The following is a 23952-nucleotide window of genomic DNA, read 5'->3' on the forward strand; positions in this document are numbered from 1 at the left end:
GCCCCTGCCCTCCCCTTTCCCTGTGATGCCCAGGACGATACCTTCCATGCCCGCCTCACCCCTGCTTTCCGAACACCCGCTGGACATCCCCGCTTCCCGCCTTGAGGCGGACGGCGCGTTGTGGACCGCGCGCGAGATCGCGCAGCAACCGGCCCTGCTTGAACACACCCACGCGCTGGTACAGGGCATGCACGCCGCACTGCATGCCTTCCTGGCGCCCCTGCTGGACAATCCACGCGCACGCATCATCCTGACCGGCGCCGGCACATCGGCCTACATCGGCCAGTGCCTGGCCCCGTGGCTGGACCGCCGCATCGCCGCACGCGTGGATGCGGTTCCCACCACCGATATCGTCTGCGCGCCGCACCTGTACCTGTCCGCCGACCAGCCGCTGCTGCTGGTGTCGTTCGGGCGCTCGGGCAACAGCCCGGAAAGCATCGCCGCGGTGGCGCTGGCCGAATCGCTGGCAGGCGATGTGCGCCACCTGGTGGTGACCTGCAACGCCGACGGCGCGCTGGCCCATGCCGAGGTACGCCACAGGATGACGGTGCTGCTGCCCGAGGCCACGCATGACCACGGCTTTGCGATGACCTCCAGCTTCAGCTGCATGATGTACGCCACGGCCGCCGCGCTGCTGCCGGCCGGTGCGCTGGATGCGCAGATCGTGCCGATCGTGCGCGCCACGGCCGATGTGCTGGTGCAGGCGCTGCCGATGGCACACGCACTGGCCGATGCAGGCTACCAGCGCGTGGCCTACCTCGGCAGCGGCCTGCTGCAGGGGCTGGCGCGCGAAGCCACCCTGAAGCTGGGCGAGTTGACCAACGGTGCACTGGCCACCTGCTTCGATTCACCGCTGGGCTTCCGCCATGGCCCCAAGACCTTCATCACGCCGGAAACCGTCGTGATCGTGTTCGTCTCCAACGATCCGCATACGCGCCGTTACGATCTGGACCTGATCGACGAACTGCGCCGGGACGGACGTGCTGCCCGCGTCGTGGAGATCACCGCGCACCCGCGGGCTGCGGCAAGCGCCGATACGGTGGCGGTGCAGGGCATTCCCGCCGGCGATGACCTGCCGCTGCTGTGGCCGTATGTGGCCGTGGCCCAGCTGTATGCCGTGTTCGCTTCGCTGGCGCACGGTGTCCGCCCGGATACCCCCAACCCGTCCGGGCTGGTCAACCGCGTGGTGAAGGGCGTGCAGCTGTACGCGCTGGACGCATGACCATGCCGGTCTACCTGGGCGTGGACGGAGGCGGCACCAAGACCCGCTTCGCGCTCATCGATGGCGATGGCCACCTGCGGGGTGAAGCCCAGCGCGGCACCACCTACCACCCGCAGATCGGGATGGACGGTGTACGCCAGGTGCTGGCCGAGGGGGTCGATGCTGTGCTGTCCACGGCGGGCCTGCAGCGTGGGGATATCGGCATGGCGTTCTTCGGGCTGCCGGCCTATGGCGAGGACAGCCACAGCATGGCGGCCCTGTCGGCACTGCCCGGCCAGGTACTGGGCCACGACCGCTACGCCTGCGACAACGACATGGTGTGCGGCTGGGCAGGATCACTGGGCTGCGCCGATGGCATCAACATCATCGCCGGCACCGGTTCGATGGGCTATGGGCGGCGCGGTTCGGCCGCCGCACGCGCCGGTGGCTGGGGCGAAATCTTCTCCGACGAAGGTTCTGCCTACTGGATCGCGGTGCAGGGCTTGAATGCGTTTTCCCGCATGAGCGACGGCCGCCTGCCGCGTGGCCCGCTGCATGCCATTTTCCATGCACATTTCCAGCTCGGCACACATGAGCTGGACCTGTGCGCCCATGTCTATGGGCCGGGCAAGGGCACCCGTGGCGACCTGGCACGGCTGTCGCCGCTGGTGGCGCGTGCGGCGGTGGCCGGTGATGCGGTGGCCGCCGCCATTTTCGTGCGTGCCGCCCAGGAACTGGCGGACATCGCCTGCACGCTGCGCGATGCCCTGGGCTTCCTGCCGGGCGAACCGGTACCGGTATCGTGTTCCGGCGGCGCCTTCAACGCGGGCGCATTGCTGATGGCCCCCTTCCGCAGCGCGCTGGCAACGGCGGCACCGGATATCCAGCTGCGCGAGCCCCTGCATGCACCGCACCTGGGTGCGGCGATGCTGGCGCACCTGATGGCGACCGGCGCGGCACCGCCCACGGCCTGATGCAAGCACGTCCGGCGCCGGTAGCGCCGGACGTGCCGCATGGCCTCAGGCGGCCAGCGCCTCCACATCGGCGATGGCCGCCGCCACCGCCGCCGCACGGGCGTCCGGGCCGTAGGCCACGCCTTCGGCGCGCACGATGGTCACATCGGTGATGCCCAGGAAACCGAGGAAGCCACGCAGGTAGGTTTCCTGATGGTCCAGCGAAGCCGCCGGCTGGCCTTCGCCGTACAGGCCGCCGCGCGAGGAGGCGATGATCACCCGCTTGCCACCGGCCAGCCCTTCCACGCCGGCCTCGCCGTAGCGGAAGGTACGGCCCGGCACCGCCAGGCGGTCCAGCCACGCGCGCAGCTGCGAAGGCAGCGCGAAGTTGTACATCGGCGCGCCCAGCACCACGGTGTCGGCCGCCAGGAATTCCTCAAGCAGCTGTGCATTGGCCTGCACGGCCTGGCGGGTGGGCTCGTCGGTGGCCGCCACGCCCTGGAAGGCGAGGAATTCGGCAGCCGACAGATGGCCGATCGGCGCAGCGGCCAGATCGCGGTAGATCACCGGCTGGCCGGGCGTGGCCTGGGCCAGGCGCTGGGCGATGGCCGCGGTGAGCTGGCGGCTGACCGACTGGTCGGTGAGGATGCTGGAATCAACGTGCAGAATCGTCATGGCGGTGTCCTTGGTATAAAGTTGTAACCGGGACTAAAAATGTAATCACCGCCCAAAACGCCTGCAATACGGCACATTTAGGGAACTTGGTAACATGAATGTGACCAGCAAGACGCACGACATCGCCACGACGGACTGCCAGCGGGTCAGCCAGGTGCTGGCACGCGTGGGCGAGAAATGGAGTGTTCTGATCATCATGCTGCTGGCCTCGGGGCCGCACCGCTTCACCGCGATCAAGCGCGCGGTGAACGGCATCTCCCAGCGCATGCTGACGCTGTGCCTGCGCGGGCTGGAACGCGATGGGCTGATCAAGCGCACCGTGCATGCGGTGATGCCGCCGCACGTGGAGTATTCGCTGACGCCACTGGGGCAGTCGCTGACCGAACCGGTGATGGCGCTGGGCGGCTGGGCGCTGGCCCATGTGGCCGACATCGATGCCGCGCGCGAGGCCTTCGACAATGCCGAAGCTGCGCCAGCGCCGGGCACGCGCTGACGCGGCCGGGCAGGTTCAGCCGCGCAGCACGAACCGTTCGATCGCCACCGCCACGCCGTCCTCGCTGTTGCTGGCGGTGGTGAAGCGCGCGGCCTGCTTGGCGGCGTCGATGGCATTGCCCATCGCCACGCCGGTGCCGGCGAACTGCAGCATGGTCAGGTCGTTTTCCTGATCGCCGATGGCCATGACGTTGGCCCGGTCGATGCCCAGGTGCGCGGCCAGCTTCTGCAGGCTGGCGCCCTTGCCGGCGCGCGGATCGAAGACTTCCAGGAAGAACGGCGCGCTCTTGAGCACGGCAAAGCGCGCGGTCAGTTCATGCGGCAGGCGGGTGATGGCAGCATCGAGCACCTCGGGGTGGTCGATCAGCATCAGCTTGACGAAGGACATCGACGGGTCCATGTCGGCCACTGCGCGGTAGGACAGCGGCACGTGGGACAGGTGCGCATCGGCCACCGTGAAGGGGCTGATGTCCTGGTTGGGCGTGTACATGCGCGTGCCGTCCAGTGCCTGGAAATGCACGCCCAGTTCGCGCGCGATGCGTTCGCAGTACAGGAAATCATCGAAGGTGAGCGGGAACTCGACCACCACCCGGCCGCTGCCGACGCTCTGCACGATGCCGCCGTTGCAGGCGATGCAGTAGTCCTCGTCACCGGCGATCTCCAGCTCGCGCAGGAACGGCGCCAGCCCGGACACCGGGCGGCCACTGGCCAGCACCACCTGCACGCCCTGCTGGCGCGCGCGGGTAATGGCCTGCTTCACCCGCGGCGTGATCCGGTGCGCGGGGTCCAGCAGCGTGCCATCCATGTCGATGGCTACCAGCTGGATGTCGGTGGGCGTGCGTTCGGTGTCCATGCGGTACTGCCTGCTGCGGGTATGTCGTTGTATCGCCCAGTTTAATGCAGCGGCAGAGCTGGCCGAGCCCCCGTAAGGAACCGGCTGCAGGCATGGCTGCCGGGCCGGGCGTTGCCGCCCGGCCCGGCTCCCTGATGGCTTACTCGCCTGGCGGGAAATCGGCGCTCAGGCTGAGGTCGGCCCAGCGGATCATCTCGGCCTGGCGCTGGGCCAGCACTTCGCCCACCTGCTTGAAGCCGATCGAGCCGAGCAGCAGCCGGCGCGGCGGCTGCGCCGACGCCACCACCGCCAGCATCGCATCAGCCGCACGCGCCGGATCACCCGGCTGGCGCCCGTTGCGCTGTTCCAGCGAACGGGTCATGGCCCCGGCGGTGGCGTGGTAGTCATCGATGCGCACAGCCGCATGTTCCATCGACCGGCCTGCCCAGTCGGTACGGAACGGGCCCGGCTCGATGGCGGTCACGTGGATGCCCAGCGGCGCCACTTCCTGCGCCAGTGCATCGCTCAGGCCTTCCAGCGCATGCTTGCTGGCGTTGTACAGGCCCAGGCTGGGGAAGGTGATCAGGCCACCGATGGAGGTGATGTTGAGGATGTGGCCGCTGCGCTGCGCACGCATCACCGGCAGCACCGCCTGGGTGACGGCCAGCGCACCGAAGAAGTTCACGTCGAACTGGCGACGCGCCTGTGCCATCGAGGTTTCCTCGACAGCGCCTTCCATGCCATAGCCGGCATTGTTGACCAGCACATCGATGCGGCCATGGGCAGCCACCACACCGTCGATGATCGGTGCGATCGCCGCTTCATCGGTGACATCCAGCAGCACGCCCTGGGCGCGCCCGGCATGCAGGGCTTCAAAGGCGATGCGCTGCGCCTCGTTGCGCAGGGTACCCACCACCCGGTCACCGGCGGCCAGGGCCTTGATCGCCAGTTCACGGCCAAAGCCGCTGCTGACACCGGTGATGAACCAGACTTTGTTGTGTGACATGCCATCAACCTCGTTGGGGAGAAGAAGCGGGCCGCACGCGGCGGCCCGGAGAAAATCATTGCGGGATGGCCGCAGATGCCGGCACGCGCTGCACCGCCAGGGTGAACACCGCGAGCCCGGCCAGCGTCAGCACCAGGCCAGCCACGATGGCCGATACCAGGCCCAGCCCAGCGGCGATGGTCACCCCGCCAGCCCACGCACCAATCGCATTGGCCACGTTCAGGGCCGCCATGTTCATCGCGCCCATCAGCGTGGGCGCTTGCGGGGCGAGGCGGGTCAGCTGCACCTGCAGCGTCGGAATGGCGGTCATGGTGGTCAGGCCGACACCGAACAATCCGGCGCACAACAGCCACGGCGAAGCGGCACCGCAGGCCAGCACGACCAGCACGATCACCGCCGCGCCGAAGCCCAGCACCAGGCCGCGATAGGCGTAGCGGTCCGCCAGCTGCCCGCCGAGCACATTGCCCAGGGCCATGCCGAGGCCGAACAGCGCCAGCGCCACTGGAATGCGTGCGGCCGGCAGGTGGGCGACGTCGGTCACCAGCGGGCCGATGAAGGTATAGACCGCGAAGATGCTGGCCACCGACAGTGCCGCCACCGCCATCATCACCCACACCTGCCGGTGCAGCAGTGCGGAGAACTCACGCAGTACCGGGTTGCCGCGCAGGGCATCGCTGCGGGGCGTCCACGCCCACAGCGCGACCCAGGCCAGGGCCCCGAGTGCGGCGACCGCCTGATAGGCGTGCCGCCAGCCGAGCTGCTGGCCAAGCAGCGTCGCCAGGGGCGAGCCGACGATCATGGCGATCGTCAACCCGGACACCACCAGCGAGAACGCACGGCCGGCCCGCGCTGCACCCACGATATGCGTGGCCACCACCGCACCGGCGCCGAAGTATGCCCCCTGTGCCAGGCCACTGATGAAGCGCGCCATGGCCAGCAGGTGGATGTCCTGTGCCTGTGCGGACAACAGGTTGCCCAACACGAACAGGCCCATCAGGCACAGCAGCAGCGTGCGCCGGTTCAGGCGTGCGGCCAGCAGGGTGATCACCGGCGCGCCCACCACAACGCCCACGGCATAGGCGGTGATGGCATGGGTCGCCGTCGGTAGGTCGATGTGCAGCGTGCCGGCGAACAACTGCAGGATGCCCATGCTGGCGAATTCGGTGGTGCCGATGGCAAAGCTGCCCAGCGCCAGCGCGAACAGGGCCAGGCCCTGCCCGCGCGGTGCGGCGGCGATATCCGTGGAAACTGTCTGGCCGCTCACGCGCTGCCCCTCAGGCCGGGAAATCGGTGCTCAGGGCGAGATCGCGCCAGGCATCGAGTTCCTTGGCAACGGCCGCGTTCTTGGCCAGCACGTGGGAGACGGTGTCGCTGCCGAAGTGCATGCGCAGCGGCGGATTGTCCGCCGCCACGATCTGCAGCAGGCCCTCGGCCAGCTTGGCCGGGTCACCCTGCTGGGCATGGTTGGCACCGGCCGCGAAGGTACGCATCGCACCGGAGGTCGCGGCATAGTCTTCCAGCACGGTCGGGCTGACCGCCAACGAGCGGGCATCCAGGAAATCGGTACGGAAGAAGCCCGGCTCGACCACGGTCACCTTGATGCCCAGCGGTGCCAGTTCGCTGGCCAGGGCTTCGGACAGGGCTTCCACGGCGAACTTGGTGGAGCAATACACGCCCCAGCCGGTGAAGGCACCATAGCCACCGATGGACGACAGGTTGATCACATGGCCGGCACGCTGCGCGCGCAGCTGCGGCAGCACCGCGCGTGTCACCTTCAGCAGGCCGAACACATTGGTGGCGTACACCTGTTCGATCTCTTCGGCGGTGGCTTCCTCCACCGCACCGAGCAGGCCATAGCCGGCGTTGTTGACCAGCACATCGATGCGACCGAAGCGGGCCACGGCGGCGGCGGTGGCGGCATGGGCCTGCGCCTCGTCGGTGACATCCAGCGCCACCGCCAGCAGGTTGGGGTGGTCGCCCAGCTGGTCGATGACCTGCTGCGGGGAACGGGCGGTGGCAACGACATTGTCACCGGCCGCCAGGGCCTTGGCCGCGATCAGCACGCCGAAGCCGCGCGAGGCGCCAGTAATGAACCAGGTACGCATGGGAGTTTCCTTGAGGGGGCGCGGCATGCGCCCGAGGTGGACAGTCTGGTCGCCACGGCCGCCGCTGATAATCGGGCGCGGGGCGCATGCCCTTTGCAGCCCTGCTTCATGATCCGGCGCGTTCATGCGCTGCCGTCCTGCACGACCGGTGCCACCACCGGGCCGTGGCTGACCAGCGGCCGGTTGCCGCCAAGCGCACGCATCAGCACATAGAACACCGGGGTGAGGAACACGCCGAACAGGGTGACGCCCACCATGCCGGAGAACACGGCCACGCCCATGATGCGGCGGATTTCAAAACCGGCGCCGGTGGACAGCAGCAACGGCACCACGCCCATGATGAACGCACACGATGTCATCAGGATCGGCCGCAGGCGCAGGCGGCTGGCCTGCAGCGCGGCCTGCAGCGGGCTGTGCCCGGCCAGTTCGAGTTCACGGGCGAATTCCACGATGAGGATGGCGTTCTTGGCCGACAGGCCGATCAGCACCACCAGGCCGATCTGGGTGAAGATGTTGTTGTCACCGCCGGTCAGCGCGATGCCGGCCAGGGCCGCCAGTGCGCCCATCGGCACGATCAGCAGGATCGACAGCGGCAGCAGCAGGCTCTCGTACAGCGCGGCCAGCACCAGGAACACCAGCAGCACGGCCAGCGGGAAGATCCACAACCCGCCATGGCCTGCCAGGATCTGCTGGTAGGTCAGGTCGGTCCATTCAAACGCGATGCCCGGCGGCAGCGTGGCCGCCGCCACGCGCTCGATCGTCGCCTGCGCCTGCCCCGACGAGTAGCCCGTTGCCGCCGTGCCGCTGACATCGGCGGTAGGGAAGCCGTTGTAGCGCATCGCCCGTTCCGGGCCTGCACTGGGGCGCACCTGCAGCAGCGCCGACAGCGGCACCATCTGCCCGCTGGCCGAGCGCACCTGCAGGGCCCCCACGTCCTCCGCGGTGGCCCGGTACGCGGCATCGGCCTGCGCACGCACGGTGTAGGTGCGGCCGAAGCGGTTGAAGTCGTTCACGTATTGGCTGCCCAGGTACACCTGCAGCGTGGAAAAGATGTCCGGGATGGCCACCCCCAGCTGGCGGGCGCGGGCGCGGTCCACATCGGCGGCCAGCTGCGGCACGTTGATCTGGAAGCTGGAGAACAGGCCGGACAGTTCCGGCTGCTGTTCCGCCTCGGCGATGAAGGCGCGTACCGCGGCGTCCAGCGCGGCGTTGCCCAGTGCGGCCCGATCCTGGATCTGCAGACGGAAGCCACCGGTGGACCCCAGCCCGCGCACCGGCGGTGGCGGGAAGATCAGGATGCGCGCATCGGGAATCGCCGCCAGCGCGGTGGTGAGGCGGTCGCGCACCGCAGCGGCACTGTGCGCCTGGCCCGCACGCTCGGCAAAGGGCCTGAGATTGATGTAGGCCACGCCGGCGTTGCTGCTGTTGACCAGCCCGTTGATCGACTGCCCGGGGAAGGCCAGCGATGCGCGGACATCCGGGTCTTTCAGCGCGATCTGGCCGATGCGCCGGATCACCGCCTCGGTGCGGTCCAGGGTGGCGCCGTCGGGCAGCTGCGCACTGACGATGAGGTAGGTCCGGTCCTGCAGCGGCACGAAGCCACCGGGAACGGCATGCAGCAGCCACGCGGCCAGCGCCAGCAGCAGGCCGTACACGGCCATCGCGCGGCCACGCCGCCGCAGCACACCGCCCAGCGCGGTGCCATAGCGGCTGCCACTGCGCTCGAACAGGCGGTTGAAGGCCGCGAAGGGGCGCCCCAACACCCGGTCCATGGCGCGGGTCAGCGCGTCACGCGGCGCATCGTGGGGGCGCAGCAGCAGTGCCCCCAGCGCCGGTGACAGCGTGAGCGAGTTCAGTGCGGAGATCATCGTCGAGATGGCGATGGTCAAGGCGAACTGGCGATAGAACTGCCCGGTCAGCCCACCGGCGAAGGCCAAGGGCACGAAGACCGCCGCCAGCACCAGCGCGATGGCCACGATCGGCCCGGTCACTTCGCCCATCGCACGGTTGGCTGCGGCATGCGGTGACAGGCCCGCCGCGATGTTGCGCTCGATGTTCTCCACCACCACGATCGCATCATCGACCACGATGCCGATCGACAGCACCAGGCCGAACAGGGTGAGCGTGTTGATCGAGAAGCCCAGCAGATGCATCACCGCGAAAGTACCGATGATCGACACCGGCACTGCCACCAAGGGAATGACCGAGGCGCGCCAGGTCTGCAGGAACACGATGACCACCAGCACCACCAGCAGCACCGCTTCGAACAGCGTATGCACCACGGCATCGATGGAGGCCGTAACGAACTGGGTGGGATCGAACACGATGCGGTAGTCCACGCCATCGGGCATGTCCTGCTTCAGCGCGGCCATGGCCTGGCGCACCTCCTGGCCGATCTGCACCGTGTTCGAGCCGGGTGCCTGCAGGACGAACAGCGCGGCAGCCGGCTGGTTGTCCATCAGCGCGCGCGAGGCGTACTCGGCCGCGCCCAGTTCGATGCGGGCCACATCGCGCAGGCGGGTGACCGCACCGTCGGCACCGGTGCGCACGATGATGTCGCCGAACTCCTGTTCGTCGCGCAGGCGCCCCTGCACGTTCAACTGCAGCTGGGTGGTGGTGGTGGGCAGGTTGGGCGTGGCGCCGATGATGCCGGCGGCGGCCTGCACGTTCTCGGCGCGGATGGCGGCCACCACATCGCTGGCCGCCAGGCCGCGGCTGGCCATCTTCTGCGGGTCCAGCCAGACCCGCATCGAATAGTCACCCGCACCGCGTATCTGCACCTGGCCCACGCCCGGAATGCGCGCCAGCCGGTCGCGCACATGCAGCAGCGCGTAGTTGTGCAGGTAGGCCATGTCATAGCGGCCACCGGGCGAGTACAGGTGCACGGTCAGCGTCAGGTCCGGCGTGCTCTTGATAGTGGTGACCCCCAGCCGCCGCACATCGTCGGGCAGGCGCGCCTCGGCCTGGTCCACGCGGGTCTTCACCCATTGCGTGGCCAGGTCCGGATCGGTGCCCAGCTGGAAGGTGACGGTGAGTGTCATCAGCCCATCACTGGTGGACTGGCTGCTCATGTACAACATGTTTTCCACGCCGTTGACCGCCTCCTCGATCGGGGTGGCCACGGTTTCGGCGATCACCGCCGGGCTGGCACCGGGGAAACGTGCGTTGACGATGACCGTCGGCGGCACCACCTGCGGATACTCGGCCACCGGCAGCTGCGGCAGGGCCACCAGCCCGGCGATCAGGATCAGCGCCGACAGCACGCCGGCGAAGATCGGGCGGTCGATGAAGAAGCGCGACAGGTTCATGCGCGGCCCCTCACTGGCGGCCTGCCGGGGCAGGCTGCACCACGCTGCCTGCGCGTACCCGCTGCAGGTTGTCGACCACGATGCGCGCGCCGGGCTGCACACCGGACAGCACGATACGGCGTGCGCCGACGCTGCCGCCCAGGGTGACGTCCTGGCGCTGGGCGCGGTTGCCTGCATCGAGCAGCAGCACGAAGCGGCGGTCCTGGTCGGTGCCGATGGCGGTGTCCGGCACCAGCAGCGCCGTTACGCGCTGCGCGCGCCCCAGCTGCAGGCGCACGAACTGGCCGGGCATCAACCGGCCCTGCGGATTGCTGAAGCGCGCGCGCAGCCGCACGGTACCGGTCGTGGCATCCACCTGGTTGTCGACCAGCTGCAGCTGGCCCAGCAGCGGTACATCGTCGCCATCGATCCGCGCCTGTACCGGCACTTCACCGATGCGGTTGCGGTCGCCGCCCAGGTCGGCCAGCGCGCGGGCCACGCTGGCTTCGTCGGCATCGAAGGCGGCATGGATGGGATCGACCGAGACCAGCGTGGTCAGCACCGGTGCGCCGGGCCCGGCATCGACCAGGTTGCCCACGGTGACCTGGCGCCGCCCCACCCGCCCGGCAATGGGCGCGTGCACCTGGGTGTAGCCCAGGTCGAGTTCGGCGGCACGCAGCGCCGCCTGTGCGGTCGCCTGCTGCGCCTGCGCCTCGCGCGCCTGGTTGAGCGCGCTGTCGCGGTCACGTTCGGACACCGCCCGCACCTGCCACAGCCGTTCGGCCCGAGCCGCTTCCTGCTGCGTGTAGGCCGCGCGTGCCTGCGCGGCCTGCAGCTGTGCCCGCACGCGCGCCACCTCGGCCTGGTACGGCGCCGGGTCGATGCGCAGCAGGGGATCCCCTGCGGCCACCATCGCCCCTTCCCGGAACGCGATCGACTGCACCGCGCCGGACACCCGCGCGCGGACCTCCACGGCCTCCACCGCTTCCAGGCGCCCCGGCAGGTCCTGCCACACCGCCGTGTCCTCGGCCTGCAGCGTCAGCACGCGGGCGACCACCGGCGGCGCCGGTGTCACCGCCGGTGATGCGCTGCGGCTGCGCCAGGCCAGCGTGGCCAGCACCACGGCCAGGCAGGCCAGCGCCAGCACGGCGGCAAGACGGGAACGGCGGCCCAGCCGGGCGGCGCCATGGTCATCCTCGAAGGACGGGGGTGGGGAGACGGGCATGGGGGCTACCGGAAATGAGGGGGACCGACGGCGCGGCGCGCTGTTTATCCCCTCTTCCGGCACGCCGATAAACGCCCGTTCCGTGCAAGGGCCTTGAAGCCCTGCTTCATGATCCCCCTCGCAGCGATGGCCGCCGTCGCGGTTTGCGGCCAGAATGGGCCTCCCCGCGCGCCACGTACCACGCCAGGAGCTGCCATGCGCCAGGATTATCTGGATGGACTGATCGCCTTCGTGGCCGTTGCCGAGGAAAAGGGCTTTTCCGCCGCAGCAGTCAAGCTGGGCATTTCGCCCTCGGCGGTCAGCCAGACCATCCGTACCCTGGAACAGCGGCTGGGGCTGGTGCTGTTCAACCGCACCACGCGCAGCGTCAGCCTGACCGAAATCGGCGAGCGCTACCTGGAACGCGTGCAACCGGCGCTGGAACAGCTGACCAGTGCCTCGCAGGAGCTGGGCCGCGAAGCCGAACACCCTTCCGGCCTGCTGCGCATCAACGTCACCCGCAATGCGTTCCTGGTGGTGCTGCAGCCGCTGCTGCGCCGCTTCATGGCGGCCTATCCGGACGTGAGCGTGGAGATCCGCGTGGAGAACCTGCTGGTGGACATCGTCGCGCAGGGCTTCGACGCCGGCATCCGCTTCGGCGAACTGGTGGAGAAGGACATGGTGGCCGTGCGCGTGGGGCCGCCGCTGTCGGCGCAGGTGCTGGCCTCGCCGGATTACCTGGCGCGCCATGGCACGCCCACGCACCCGCGCGACCTGCTGGACCACGACTGCATCGGCTTCCGCCACACCACCAGTGGCCAGATCGAGCGCTGGGAATTCACCGATGGCCAGCAGCCCTTCGACCTGGTGGTGAAGGGACGGCTGGTGGTGAACGATTCGGAGGTGCTGCTGCGCGCGGCACTGGATGGCCTGGGCATTGCCTACACCATCAACGGCTATACCGAGCGCTTCGTGGCCGATGGCCAGCTGGTGCGCCTGCTGCCGGACTGGAGCCCGGCGTTCCCGGCCCTGCATCTGTATTACCCCGACCGCCGCCGCGTGCCGGCCAAGCTGCGCGCCCTGATCGATTTCCTGCGCAATGAGCCGGACCACCCGCAGGAGCGCGGTCTCCTGCTGCTGTAGCACTCAGGGCCGCCCATCGGCCACAAGCCGCGGCGTGATCCTGGCCAGGACCGCCGCCGGCGGCAGCAGCGTATCGATGCGCGCACGCGCGTGATCGTCCAGCCGCAACGACGGCGACAGCGAGGCCACCAGTTCGGGCTCGTCGGCCACGCAGGCGGCCACCGTCGATACACCGGGGGCACCGCGCAGCCAGGCCATCGCCACCTGCGAGGCGGACGCCCCGTGCGCGGCGGCGATGCCTTCCAGCACGTGGATCGCTTCCCAGGCCAGTTCCTCATCGTTGGCCTGCGGCTGCAGCCAGCCCAGCGCCTGCCGTTGGGCACGCAGCGCCGGGGACGGGGACGGCATCCACGCCGCTGCACGGCAGGCCGGGCTCATCACCACGGCCGCCACACCCAGTTGGCGGCCCGCTGGCAGCAGCTCGCATTCGGCCAGGCGTGCGACCGGGGTGTACCGCACCTGCTGCAGCACGGGGGTGTGCATGCGCAGTGCACGGGCGGCATGCACCGCGCTGGCCAGCTGCCACGCCGCGAAGCCGGACACGCCCCAGTAGCGGATACGCCCGGCACGCATCAGCGCATCCACCGCAAGCACCAGCGTCTCCATCGGTACGCCGGCCACCGGCCAGCCCTGCAGCACCAGCACATCCAGGCAGGGGCGGCCGAGCTGCCGCAGCAACGTGTCCACCTGCACCTGCAGGTGGCGGGCGATACTGCGGTCCGTCGCCTGCGCTGCGTCGGCCTGCGTTGGCACCGTGCCCATCACCAGGACCGCATCGCCACGTCCCTTCAATGCCGTGGCCACGGCCTGCATCGCCTCGGCTGGCTGCTGCACGTGCCCGGCATCGACGAAGCACGCGCCGGCCTGCAGGGCGAGATCGAGCATGCGCCGTGCGGGGATGGGGGCGTGGTGCATCCCTGCCACGACCGTGTCCGGCAGGGACGGCAGCAGGGTGGCGTGGTCGCGACGAAGGATGATCATCGAAGGGCTCGCAGGCAAGGTCAGTCGGTGGGGTGTGCCCTGGGGTTGGACGAGAACCAGCCCCGGCGGTCGTGGTAGACGCCGAACTCATCGACGATCGCGCCCTGCGGGCCGGCCTTCATGAAGTGCCAGGTCTCGGTGCGCTTGAGCGAGGCGGCTTCGCCGGCACGCAACACCGACACGTTGTGGCTGTGCACCGGCCCGAACGAAGCCGGCAAGGGTGGCGGATCGGGCGTGGCCGGGCCCACCTCGGAGAACGTGTAGACCCAGCCGCGCAGCACGCGCCAGGACTCGTGCTTGGCTGGCTTGGCCGGCGGCTGGCTGATCGGCCGGTGGATGTGCTCGGGAATCATCTGCCCGGGCAGCAGGTACATGGTCATGTCGAAGTAGGCGTGTTCGGCATCGTTGACCCAGGTGACGCTGGCCAGGCCGACATGGGCGTAGTCCCCCAGGCCGAAATCGCTGACCCAGATCTGCTCGTCACGTGGCAGCACCGGTTCACCGAAGCGCTGCAGCATGGCTTTCACTGCGGCGCGGGCTTCGGCCTTCTGGAACACGCCATCACGGTAGAAGCGTGCGTTGTCCGCGCTTTCCACCGCCACCGGCGTGGCGGCCGGTGCAGCCAGCGCAGGCAATGGCAGGCAGAGGGCGGGCAGCAGCAGGCCCGCCAGCAGGACGGTGGCTTTCATGCGGTGACCTCCGGAGGTGTGGGATGGGGCTCAGGCGCCCTGGTCGAGCCGGTGCTGGAAGGTGCTGATCTGCTGGTACTGCGACAGCGCGGCCGGCTCGGGCACGTAGCCCAGCAAGGCGCGCGACTTGGCCAGGTCGATGTGCGGCACGGCATCGACCACGCTGAAGGCCTCGTACCAGAAGTCGCGCGGGCTATCGATGGCCAGCCGCGTGGCCTGCAGCACATTGGCGCTGCTGACGCTGGTTCCCACCACCACCTTGTCGATCGGCCCGTAGCGCAGCGCGACGGTCTGCAGCTTCCGGTTCAAGCCGTGCCAGGCCACGATCTGCTCGGCCATCACCTTGCTGGTGTGATAGGACAGATCGATGTCGCGGCAGTGCAGGCGATCGGCCGGCAGGTACTGCGATACGAACTTCTGGCCTTCATCGATCGGGTAGGCGAAGGGAATGCCGTGCTCGATGCCGTAGATCGTGGTCGAGCTGGCGTAGACCAGGCGGCGCACGCCGGCAGCGACGGCGGCCTGGGCCACGCTCATCGTGCCCTGCACGTTGGTGTGGAAATAGTCGGCGTAGCTGCGGCCTTCCACCGGTGCGGGGATGGCCGCTTCATGCACGACCACATCGCAGCCGGCCATGCGGGCGGTCAGCTTGGCCTGGTCGAGGATGTCATCGCCTTCGACCAGGTCGTAGCCGACGATGTCGTAGCGGTCATGGAACGCGGCAACGAAACGGCTGCCGACATAGCCACGATGGCCGGTCAGCAGGATGCGCGGGCGCTTGCCCGCCGGCGTGGCCGGGCCGGCAGCGGCCCGGGCCTGCGGTGTGGCGGCGGTGGCGATGCCCGGCAACGCCGCCGCCACACCGGCGGCAGCGGACAAGGCACCGAGGTCCTTCATGAAATCGCGGCGTGACATGGACATGGGGGCTCCAGGTGCGCAGTGATGGGACGTAGGGGACGAAACGCAGGGGACCGGTGCGCGCTCAGGCGCGCCCGATCGTCGAGGACACCCGCCACAGATCGACGTCACCATCGGTGGCGTGCTGGTCGATCAGTGCCAGCTCTTCGGCACTGAAGGCCAGGTTGTTGACCGCATCCAGCGAATCGTCCAGCTGCTCCAGCGTGCGTGCGCCGATCAGCGCCGAGCTGACGCGCGCATCACGCAGCGCCCAGGCAATGGCCATCTGTGCCAGGCTCTGCCCGCGCTGCTGGGCGATGCCGTCCAGCGCGCGGATGCGGGCCAGGTTCTGCTCGCTGAGCATGCGCGAGGGCAGCGAGCCTTCGCGCTGCACGCGGGCACCGTCGGGCACGCCGTTGAGGTACTTGGAGGTGAGCATGCCCTGCGCCAGCGGCGAGAAGGCGATGCAGCCGGCGCCCACCTCGGTCAGTGCCTGCAGCAGGCCGTGTTCGATATCGCGGTTGAGCATCGAATAGTTCGGCTGGTGGATCAGCAGCGGCACGCCTTCGGAGGCGAGGATGGCCGCCGCTTGACGGGTCAGCTCCGGCGAATACGAGGAGATGCCCACGTACAGCGCCTTGCCCTGCCGGTGCAGGTGGGCCAGTGCGCCCATGGTTTCTTCCAGCGGCGTGTCCGGGTCCACGCGGTGCGAATAGAAGATGTCCACGTAGTCCAGGCCCATGCGGCGCAGGCTCTGTTCGCAGCTGGCGATCAGGTGCTTGCGGCTGCCGGTGGGGCCGCCATACGGGCCCGGCCACATCTGCCAGCCGGCCTTGGTGGAAATGACCAGTTCATCGCGGTGGGCGGCGAAATCCTGCGCCATCCAGCGGCCGAAGTTCTCCTCGGCCGAGCCGGCCGGCGGGCCGTAGTTGTTGGCCAGGTCGAAATGGGTCACGCCGCGGTCGAAGGCGCGGCGCAGCAGCGCGCGGCCGGTTTCGTACACGTCCACGCCGCCGAAGTTCTGCCACAGGCCCAGGGAGATGGCCGGCAGGGTCAGGCCGCGGGCGCCGACGCGGCGGTACGGCATCTGGCCGTTGTAGCGCTCAGGGTTGGGAAGGTAGGTCATGTCTGCACTCGTCCTGTCAGGAGGTGGCGCCGGCGGGCAATCGGGGGAGGAAGCGGGCCGGCGGGGATTGAATGATGCAACCAATATGGTTGAATGGGATTCAACACTGCAGTGAGTGACGTGCCGCCATGGTGGTTTCCTCCCGCCCCCTGCTGGGCGACCTGAGCCTGTTCCTGACCATCGCCCGGCGCGGCAGCTTCCGCGATGCCGGCCGTGAGCTGGGCCTGACCACCTCGGCGTTGAGCCATGCGATGAAGAAGCTGGAAACCCGGCTGGGGGTGCGCCTGATCAACCGCACCCAGCGCGCGATCTCGCTGACGGTGGCCGGTGCCGAGCTGGCCGACGCGCTGTCACGCGGGCTGGATGCGATCGAGGACGGCCTGAACGCCCTGGAGGTGCACAGCGCGGTGCCCACCGGCCACCTGCGCCTGAATGTGCCGCATGACGCGGCCCTGCTGCTGCTCGCCCCGGTGCTGGAACGGTTCGCCCTCACCTGCCCCGGCGTGCACCTGGACCTGGTAGTCGATGACCGCCCGATCGACCTGGTGGCCGAAGGCTTCGATGCCGGCATCCGCTTCGGCGCGCTGGTGCCCAAGTACATGATCGCGCTGCCGCTGACCCCGCCGCTGCGCTGGGTGGTGGCGGCCGCACCGGCCTACTTGGCCGCGCACGGCCGCCCGCGCACGCCAGCCGACCTGCACCGCCACGCCTGCATCCAGATGCGCATCGGCGATACCTCCACCTACCCGTGGGAACTGGGCGATGGCCCGGCGCAGGTCCGGGTGGATGTGCCCGGCACCATCCGCACCAACGATTCGGCCACGCGGGTCAGCGCGGTGATGGCCGGCCTGGGCCTGGGCTATTTCCTGGAACTGCGCATCGCCGATGCGCTGCGCACCGGGCAGCTGGAAGTGGTGATGCCCGACTGGAGCTCGATGGACGAGCCCTACTGCATGTACTACGCCAGCCGCCGCCAGCCGCCACCGGGCCTGCGCCAGCTGATCGGCCTGATCCGCCAGCAGCACCTGCCCGACCAGGACGCGGCCTTCCCCTGAGCGCGGCTCAGCGCTCGGCCACGCCGCCTGCCTGCCGCGCCTGCAGGGCGGAACGGATCACGGCGGCCACATCGGTGTTGTCCACGTAGCGGCCATCGTTGAGGCCTACGTACCGCGCATAGCCGGCATCGGTGCCACGCACCCGGCTGGCAAACGCCTCCGCGCCCGCACCCTTGGCCCACAGCGGCACCAGCGCGTTGGAATGGTTGCCGGTCGGGCGGAAGCTGAGCCCGGGCATCACGCCCCGGCCCTTGTTGACCACCGGCGCGAAGGCCACCCGGTCGGCATCGCTGCCCATCGGCAGGCTGTTGTCGTGGTCGGTGGTGACGATCAGCAGGTTGGCCTGCCAGCCGCCGTTGGCCTCGATCCAACGCACCACCTCGGCCACCGCGTTGTTGAAATCGGCGGTTTCCTCGATCAGCCGGCCGTACTCGGGTTCATCACCGCACACGCCGTAATGCCACTCGGTGCCGCAGGCGCTGGTATGCGCGGCCCAGTCGGTCGCGCCGCCTTCCACCATCAGGAACAGCCCGTGCGGTGACTGCCGGGCCAGGTGGGCCAACGCACCGCGGGTCATCAGGGCCAGATCGGGCACGCTGTCCAGCGCACGCACGCCGGACGGCCGCGCGGGGTCGCGCCCCACCACGGCCAGCTGGCGTGCCTGCTGCAGCGTACGCGCCACCTGCGGCACGCCGATCACCGGCCCGCGCGTGGCCAGCCGGCCGTCGGCCAGCCGTGCGAACGCATCGCGCGTGCGCAGCAGCGTCCACGCGCCGGCCGGGTTGTTGCCGATCACCGCACCGGCCTGCAGCTGCTGCCAGTCCTGTTCGGACACGAACTCCCACGGCGTGTCGCAGCCCGTGCGTGCCTCGCCCTGCAGGGCGGCCGTGCAGGCCTGGCCATTGACGCTGAAATCGGGGGCACCGGTGCCCATCACCAGATCCAGATGGCCCTGCGACAGCATCTGGTGGGCGATGCCGTGGTAATCGTTGCGTGAGGCGTTCTGTGCGGCGAACGCGGCCGGCGTGGCATGGGCGAACGGCACCGTGGTGACCACCCCGGTGGCCATGCCCAGGCGGCGTGCGTGCAGGGTGCTGTAGTCCAGCGGCTGGCCGTGGTTGTCCACGTTGATGGCGTTGTTGTAGGTCTTGCTGCCGGAGGACAGCGCCGTCCCCGCTGCCGCGCTGTCGGTGGCCACCACCGCCAGGTACTGGTAGCCGGCAAACGGCAGGTCCGCCGCCTGCACCGGCGTGGCATCCCAGGCGCGCGCCGGATCGTAGCCGAGCTTCTGCGCGGCATCACCGGTGGGCTGGTTGCTGGTGTTGAGCGGGAAGGTGGTCATGCCATAGCGGTGCGGGAACGCGGCATACGGTGCGCCATCGCGGCGGCCATACTGCCAGTACGCGGTGGCATCCCAGGTGCCCCAGCCGGCACCGTCGTTGATCATCACGATGATGTTCTTCGGCGCAGCCGGCGGCGCCGGGGCCGCCTGCAGGGAAGGGGCCAGCAGCAGGCCCAGGGCCAGCGCGGCGGCCAGCGAGGGAAGGCGGGAGGTCGGGGTCGTCATCGTTACTGTGTAACATGACAATATTGCAGGCATGTGCAGCGCGCCGACAGGCCTGCTCAGCGCCGTGCGAAACGCCCCGGCGATACGCCCACCACCCGGCTGAAGGCCGCGCTGAAGGTGCTGGACGAGCCATAGCCCACCCGCTCGGCCACCTGCGCCACGGTGCTGCCCGGTGCCTGCAGCAGCGCCTTGGCCACTTCCATGCGCCAGCCCTGTACGTAATCCATCGGCGGCACGCCGACGGTACGGGTGAAGCGCTCGAAGAACGTGGAGCGTGACAGTGCGGCCGCCGCGGCCAGTGCAGCGACAGTCCAGGGGTGGCCGACATCGGCATGGATGCGCTCCAGCGCGCGGGCCAGCCGTGCATCACCCAGCCCGCGCAGCAGGCCCGGTGGCGCACCCGCGCTGCTGCTCCAGCGCAGCGCCTCCACCAGCAGCATGCGCACCAGCTGCTCCAGCATGTAGGCATAGCCCGGGCGGCGCTGCTGGTACTCCTCGCCCACCCACTGCACCAGTTGCTGCAACCGCGCCGCGCCGCGCACATGCACCACCGGTGGCAGCAATGACGCCAGCAGCGCAGCATGGCTGCCGGCGAATTCGAACGCCCCACCCAGTGAGCGCATGTCCGGCGCGCCGTGCGGATCGCCGTGGCGCAGTTCGCCTTCGCCGCCGCGCACCACGTCCGGGTCGATGAACACCGGCGGCGCGGGAGTGAAGCCGGACAGGGTGAACGCCGGCGTGGTCGGCAGCAGTACAAAATCGCCGGCCTGCAGGGTGATGGGCGCCTGCCCGTCCACCGCCAGCACCGCGCTGCCCTCCAGCACGATGCAGAAGCCGGGCTTGCCGTAGGCCGCATAGCGCACCGCCCAGGCGCCCTTGCCGCTGATCAGGTTGGCCAGCACCGCCTGCGGCTGCAACCGCTGGACCACGTCGGTGAGGGGGTCGCCCATTTCCGGACTCCTGCCAAACTTTTCTGGATGTATCGCCATCGTACATCCGGAACGGCCGCCCTATCGTGTGCCCACCCTCCTGCTGCAAGGCACACCCCATGAAGACCGTCCTGATCACGGGCTGCTCGTCCGGCTACGGCCTGGCCACCGCCGCCCATTTCCTGGCCCAGGGCTGGCAGGTCATCGCCACCGCCCGCACCCCGCGCAGCGACCTGCTGCCGCCCTCGCCGCAGCTGCGCGTGCTGCCGCTGGATGTCACCGATGCGGCCAGCATCGACGCGGCCATCGCGGCGGCCGGGCCGATCGACGTGCTGGTCAACAATGCAGGCATCGGCCTGTTCGGGGCCTTTGAGGCCACGCCGATGGCCACCGTGCGCGAGGTGTTCGAGACCAACACCTTCGGCGTGATGGCGCTGTGCCAGGCCGTCATTCCCGCGTTCCGCGAGCGCGGCGCCGGCTGCATCATCAACGTCACCTCCAGCGCCACGCTGGCACCGTTCCCGCTGGTGGCCGCCTACACCGCCAGCAAGACCGCCGTGGAAGGCTTCACCGCCTCGCTGGCGCACGAACTGCGCAGCGTCGGCGTGCAGGCCAAGCTGGTCGAACCCGGCTACGGGCCCGGCACGCGCTTCACCGCCAATGGCCAGGAACGCATGCAGGGCCTGGTCACCGCGCCCTACCGCGATTTCGCCGCGCAGATCTTTGCCGGCATGGGCCAGCTGACCGCGGTCACCCAGCCGCAGGACGTGGCCGAGGCGGTGTGGCAGGCGGCCCACGATGACAGCGGCCGCCTGCACTTCCCCGCCGGTGCCGATGCCCTGGCCCTGGCCGCACAGCCCCGGCAGGGCTGAGCCCGGCGCGCCGTCAGCGCGTGGACACCCGCCAGACCACGTTGCCCACATCATCGGCCACCAGCAGCGCACCTTCGCTGTCGATGGCCATGCCCACCGGTGCGCCCATCAGCGTCTTTTCATCCTTGGATGCAAAACCGCTGAGCACCGGTTGCGGGCGCCCGCTGGGCTGGCCGTTGGCGAAGGGCACATAGACCACTTCGTAGCCACTCAGCGGTGACCGGTCCCAGCTGCCGTGCTCGCCGATGAAGGCACCGCCGTGGTACTTGGCCGGCAATGCCTGGCCGGTATAGAACAGCAGGCCCAGCGGTGCCACGTGCGAGCCGATCGCATAGTCGGGCGTGATCGCCTTGGCCACCAGGTCCGGCCGCTGCGGCTGCACGCGCGCATCGACGTGCTGGCCGTAGTAGCTGTACGGCCAGCCGTAGAAGCCGCCTTCGCGCACCGAGGTGAGGTAATCGGGCACCAGGTCGGCACCGATCTCATCGCGCTCGTTCACCACCGCCCACAGCTTGCCGGTGCTCGGCTCCCAGTCCAGGCCGGTGGGGTTGCGCAGGCCCGAAGCGAAAATGCGGCTGCCACCGGTGGCGATGTCCACCGCCAGCACCACCGCGCGGCGGTATTCGATCTCCAGGCCGTTTTCGGTGATGTTGCTGTTGGAGCCCACGCCCACATACAGCGTGCGGCCATCGGGGCTGGCCAGCAGTTCCTTGGTCCAGTGGTGGTTGACGGTGCCGGGCAGGTCGGTGAACGGGCGGCCCGTGTCGGACATGCGGGTTTCGCCGGGCACGTAGTGGTACTGCACGATGCTGTCGGTGTTGGCCACGTACAGCGTGTCGCCCACCAGCGCGATGCCGAACGGCGAATGCAGGTTCTCGATATAGACGTGCTGCGCCCAGGTGGCCGTGCCCGGCGTGCGCCGCAGCAGGGTGACCCGGTTGCCGCCCTTGCCGGCCTTGCCCGAGCGCGCCTTCACCTTGCCGGCAATCCACTGCTTGGGCGTGGTGACCGCCTCGGTGCCCGGGCCATTGCCTTCCACCACCAGCACATCGCCATTGGGCAGGGTCAGCAGCCGGCGCGGGTGCTGCAGGTTGGCGGCGATGCGCTCCACCTTCAGGCCCTCGGCCGCAACGGGCGCCTGGCCATCGGCCCAGCCCACGCCCTTGGGCACCTGCATCGGTGGCACCAGGAAATTCTTCGGCGCCGGCAGTGGTGGCTTCGCGCCGGACTGCTCGGCCGGATCGTACTCGGCCTTGCCGGCACAGGCGGCCAGGGCCAGCGACAGGGCCAGCACGCCCAGCGTGGATACGGTGCGCTCAACCATGACGGGCTCCTTTCAGCACCGGCTGCTGCAGCGAAAGCAGGATGAAGCCCAGCGACAGCAGCACCACCGTCAGCACCGACAACACCGTGCCCGGCACCGCCACCGCATACGCATCGCGGCTGTGCACGAACGCGTTCCAGATCGCCAGCACCACGGCGGCCAGGTTGAGGAAGAAATCCACGCGGTCGATGCGCGTGGCCGCGCTGTTGCGGCGCCAGACCGCACCCAGGTTGATGATGCGCGGCAGGATGGCGATCAGCAGGCCGAAGGTGATCAGCCAGGCCGCCGATTTGCCCCACATCACCTCGGCGGTGTTGAGGTAGAGGATGTCGAAGATCATGCCGGCCACGAAGAAACCGAAGGGAATCGGGTTCAACAGGCTGAAAAGGGTGGTGCCCAGGCCGGGTCGGGCCAGGGCGACGGGGTTGACCATGGTGGGGCTCCATTCGGGGAAGGAACCGTCACAGCGGCGGACCGGGGTGGCGGCATCGCCGCTGGTGTAGCGCAGTGCCGGTGGAGGCGGCGCGATGGTGCGATGGCAGCGCGGTGGTCAGTGCCCGCGGAACAGCAGGTTGTACTGGAAGCGCCGCACGATGCGCGCCGTGATGCGCGCTGCATCGGCATGCGTGGCATTGATCAGCACCACGCTTTCTTCCGGCACGATGACCGAAGGCAGTTCCAGCAGCACGCTGGCGCCGCTGCGGTACCAGTCCGAACCGGCCTGGATGGAGGTGCGGCCACAGGGGATGGCATCCCAGTCCTGCGCCAGCGCACCGGCGGTGATGACCGTACGCCGTTTCCACAGCGCATCGGGCACCTCGATGCTGATGACGTACTTGTTCAACGGCAACCCGGCATCGACGATGTGCGCGGAGGTCTCCAGCACCGCCATGGCCAGCGTCGGTGCGGCATAGATGACCTTCTCGCCTTCCTGGTTCCAGCGCCCGGGCGACACCGCCGCCCCGGCACCGCTGAGGTCATCGGCGCGCCAGCTCGGGCCGGCCGCGCCGATGCGGGCCAGCTTCATTGATACGCACCGCTCTGGATGGCCCCCAGCACGCGCATGACCGATTCACGCCCGCTGGGAGTGTCCATCAGTTCGGCGGGCGGGCGGCCGCCCAGGGCCGGCTGCGGGGTGCGGATCCAGTGGCCGACCCACTTCTCCACATCGAAGCCCTGCGCGCCGGCAGGGCCCGGATCGGCCGCCAGCATGTCCTCGACCTTGGTGATCAGGTCCAGCAGGCCGATGACCGACTGCCCCTGCGCCCCGGAGAACGCGGACTGGTCGCGCATCTTCTTGGCGAAGGTCGCCTTGGGAATACGCAGGAACTGCTGGAATTCGTAGGCGCTGACGCCGATTTCATCGATCAGGCCACGCACGATGACCGGCTGCACGCCCTCACGCTCCAGCTTGACCCGTTCCAGGGTGGGCGCATCGCGCAGGGTATGGCGGAACGTGCTGATGGCGGCGGTGATGGACAGCGCCCGCGGCCGGGGCACGGTGCTGCCCGTGGCCCCGCGGCGCGTGGCCACCCGCTTGGGCGCGGACGCCGCGCGCCGTGGTTTGCTGGCGGTGCCGGTCATGGCCTGCTCCTGGTACGGTCCATTGATGTA

23 protein-coding genes are annotated in these 23952 nt (G+C 69.3%); 6 read left to right on the top strand and 17 right to left on the bottom strand.

Going from position 1 to position 23952, the window contains the following annotated elements:
* The first annotated feature begins 46 nt into the window (after positions 1–46).
* Together Q9R17_RS06960 and Q9R17_RS06965 are read left to right on the top strand one after the other, a co-directional pair.
* Positions 47–1222, top strand: a complete 1176-nt coding sequence (locus Q9R17_RS06960; protein ID WP_308157693.1) for an SIS domain-containing protein — start codon at positions 47–49, stop codon at positions 1220–1222.
* Complete coding sequence (locus Q9R17_RS06965; RefSeq protein ID WP_308157694.1) at positions 1219–2175, top strand: BadF/BadG/BcrA/BcrD ATPase family protein; 957 nt, start codon at positions 1219–1221, stop codon at positions 2173–2175. The genes Q9R17_RS06960 and Q9R17_RS06965 overlap by 4 nt, the downstream gene beginning before the upstream one ends.
* A gap of 45 nt (positions 2176–2220) precedes the next feature.
* On the opposite strand, the gene Q9R17_RS06970 is transcribed toward Q9R17_RS06965, so the two are convergent.
* Positions 2221–2829 carry an NAD(P)H-dependent oxidoreductase gene (locus Q9R17_RS06970; RefSeq protein ID WP_308157695.1) on the bottom strand — a complete coding sequence of 203 codons (609 nt, stop codon included), beginning with the start codon at positions 2827–2829 and terminating at the stop codon, positions 2221–2223.
* 94 nt (positions 2830–2923) lie between these two features.
* Here Q9R17_RS06970 and Q9R17_RS06975 point away from each other — a divergent pair, with 94 nt between their 5' ends.
* The gene (locus Q9R17_RS06975; protein WP_308157696.1) at positions 2924–3322 is read left to right on the top strand and encodes a helix-turn-helix domain-containing protein; all 399 of its coding nucleotides are present in this window, start codon (positions 2924–2926) and stop codon (positions 3320–3322) included.
* A 15-nt stretch (positions 3323–3337) separates the two neighbouring features.
* Here the strand turns inward: Q9R17_RS06975 and yidA are convergent, their stop codons facing one another.
* From yidA to Q9R17_RS07005, 6 genes are all read right to left on the bottom strand, one after another.
* The gene (yidA, locus tag Q9R17_RS06980; protein ID WP_308157697.1) at positions 3338–4174 is read right to left on the bottom strand and encodes a sugar-phosphatase; all 837 of its coding nucleotides are present in this window, start codon (positions 4172–4174) and stop codon (positions 3338–3340) included.
* Between the two features lie 139 nt (positions 4175–4313).
* Positions 4314–5159: an oxidoreductase gene (locus tag Q9R17_RS06985; RefSeq protein ID WP_308157698.1), complete on the bottom strand. Its 846-nt coding sequence runs from the start codon at positions 5157–5159 to the stop codon at positions 4314–4316.
* Between the two features lie 55 nt (positions 5160–5214).
* Positions 5215–6423, bottom strand: coding sequence for an MFS transporter (locus Q9R17_RS06990; RefSeq protein ID WP_308157699.1), 1209 nt, complete (start codon positions 6421–6423; stop codon positions 5215–5217).
* A 10-nt stretch (positions 6424–6433) separates the two neighbouring features.
* Positions 6434–7264, bottom strand: a complete 831-nt coding sequence (locus Q9R17_RS06995) for an oxidoreductase (protein ID WP_308157700.1) — start codon at positions 7262–7264, stop codon at positions 6434–6436.
* Positions 7265–7386: 122 nt separating this feature from the next.
* Entirely contained in the window at positions 7387–10572 is a 3186-nt protein-coding gene (locus Q9R17_RS07000) for a multidrug efflux RND transporter permease subunit (RefSeq protein WP_308157701.1), read from the bottom strand.
* A 10-nt stretch (positions 10573–10582) separates the two neighbouring features.
* Positions 10583–11776, bottom strand: coding sequence for an efflux RND transporter periplasmic adaptor subunit (locus tag Q9R17_RS07005; protein WP_308157702.1), 1194 nt, complete (start codon positions 11774–11776; stop codon positions 10583–10585).
* A gap of 195 nt (positions 11777–11971) precedes the next feature.
* On the opposite strand from Q9R17_RS07005, the gene Q9R17_RS07010 reads away from it, so the two are divergent.
* Positions 11972–12898: a LysR family transcriptional regulator gene (locus tag Q9R17_RS07010; protein ID WP_308157703.1), complete on the top strand. Its 927-nt coding sequence runs from the start codon at positions 11972–11974 to the stop codon at positions 12896–12898.
* 3 nt (positions 12899–12901) lie between these two features.
* Here Q9R17_RS07010 and Q9R17_RS07015 read toward each other — a convergent pair whose 3' ends face one another.
* From Q9R17_RS07015 to mgrA, 4 genes are all read right to left on the bottom strand, one after another.
* The gene (locus tag Q9R17_RS07015; protein ID WP_308157704.1) at positions 12902–13879 is read right to left on the bottom strand and encodes an aldo/keto reductase; all 978 of its coding nucleotides are present in this window, start codon (positions 13877–13879) and stop codon (positions 12902–12904) included.
* Between the two features lie 20 nt (positions 13880–13899).
* Positions 13900–14568 (bottom strand): hypothetical protein, encoded by a 669-nt coding sequence (locus tag Q9R17_RS07020; RefSeq protein ID WP_308157705.1) that lies wholly within the window; start codon positions 14566–14568, stop codon positions 13900–13902.
* 30 nt (positions 14569–14598) lie between these two features.
* The gene (locus Q9R17_RS07025) at positions 14599–15489 is read right to left on the bottom strand and encodes an NAD(P)-dependent oxidoreductase (protein WP_308157706.1); all 891 of its coding nucleotides are present in this window, start codon (positions 15487–15489) and stop codon (positions 14599–14601) included.
* 61 nt (positions 15490–15550) lie between these two features.
* Complete coding sequence (mgrA, locus tag Q9R17_RS07030; protein WP_308157707.1) at positions 15551–16591, bottom strand: L-glyceraldehyde 3-phosphate reductase; 1041 nt, start codon at positions 16589–16591, stop codon at positions 15551–15553.
* 128 nt (positions 16592–16719) lie between these two features.
* Between mgrA and Q9R17_RS07035 the strand changes: the two genes are divergently transcribed.
* Positions 16720–17646, top strand: coding sequence for a LysR family transcriptional regulator (locus Q9R17_RS07035; protein WP_308157708.1), 927 nt, complete (start codon positions 16720–16722; stop codon positions 17644–17646).
* Between the two features lie 7 nt (positions 17647–17653).
* Here Q9R17_RS07035 and Q9R17_RS07040 read toward each other — a convergent pair whose 3' ends face one another.
* Both Q9R17_RS07040 and Q9R17_RS07045 read right to left on the bottom strand, forming a co-directional pair.
* Positions 17654–19213, bottom strand: a complete 1560-nt coding sequence (locus tag Q9R17_RS07040; protein ID WP_308157709.1) for an alkaline phosphatase — start codon at positions 19211–19213, stop codon at positions 17654–17656.
* A gap of 56 nt (positions 19214–19269) precedes the next feature.
* A complete protein-coding gene (locus tag Q9R17_RS07045; protein ID WP_308157710.1) occupies positions 19270–20163 on the bottom strand; it encodes an AraC family transcriptional regulator in 894 nt (297 codons plus the stop codon).
* Between the two features lie 98 nt (positions 20164–20261).
* On the opposite strand from Q9R17_RS07045, the gene Q9R17_RS07050 reads away from it, so the two are divergent.
* On the top strand, positions 20262–21014 hold the full coding sequence (locus tag Q9R17_RS07050; RefSeq protein ID WP_308157711.1) for an SDR family oxidoreductase: 753 nt from the start codon (positions 20262–20264) through the stop codon (positions 21012–21014).
* Positions 21015–21027: 13 nt separating this feature from the next.
* Here Q9R17_RS07050 and Q9R17_RS07055 read toward each other — a convergent pair whose 3' ends face one another.
* From Q9R17_RS07055 to Q9R17_RS07070, 4 genes are all read right to left on the bottom strand, one after another.
* Entirely contained in the window at positions 21028–22338 is a 1311-nt protein-coding gene (locus Q9R17_RS07055; RefSeq protein WP_308157712.1) for a sorbosone dehydrogenase family protein, read from the bottom strand.
* Positions 22331–22771: a DUF2231 domain-containing protein gene (locus Q9R17_RS07060; protein ID WP_308157713.1), complete on the bottom strand. Its 441-nt coding sequence runs from the start codon at positions 22769–22771 to the stop codon at positions 22331–22333. Before Q9R17_RS07060 ends, Q9R17_RS07055 begins: the two co-directional genes overlap by 8 nt.
* 117 nt (positions 22772–22888) lie before the next feature.
* Positions 22889–23365 (bottom strand): RES family NAD+ phosphorylase, encoded by a 477-nt coding sequence (locus Q9R17_RS07065; protein ID WP_308157714.1) that lies wholly within the window; start codon positions 23363–23365, stop codon positions 22889–22891.
* The gene (locus Q9R17_RS07070; protein WP_308157715.1) at positions 23362–23922 is read right to left on the bottom strand and encodes an antitoxin Xre/MbcA/ParS toxin-binding domain-containing protein; all 561 of its coding nucleotides are present in this window, start codon (positions 23920–23922) and stop codon (positions 23362–23364) included. Before Q9R17_RS07070 ends, Q9R17_RS07065 begins: the two co-directional genes overlap by 4 nt.
* Positions 23923–23952: the final 30 nt, after the last annotated feature.

Source organism: Stenotrophomonas sp. 24(2023) (assembly GCF_030913365.1).
In the GTDB taxonomy this organism is placed as follows: Bacteria; Pseudomonadota; Gammaproteobacteria; order Xanthomonadales; family Xanthomonadaceae; genus Stenotrophomonas.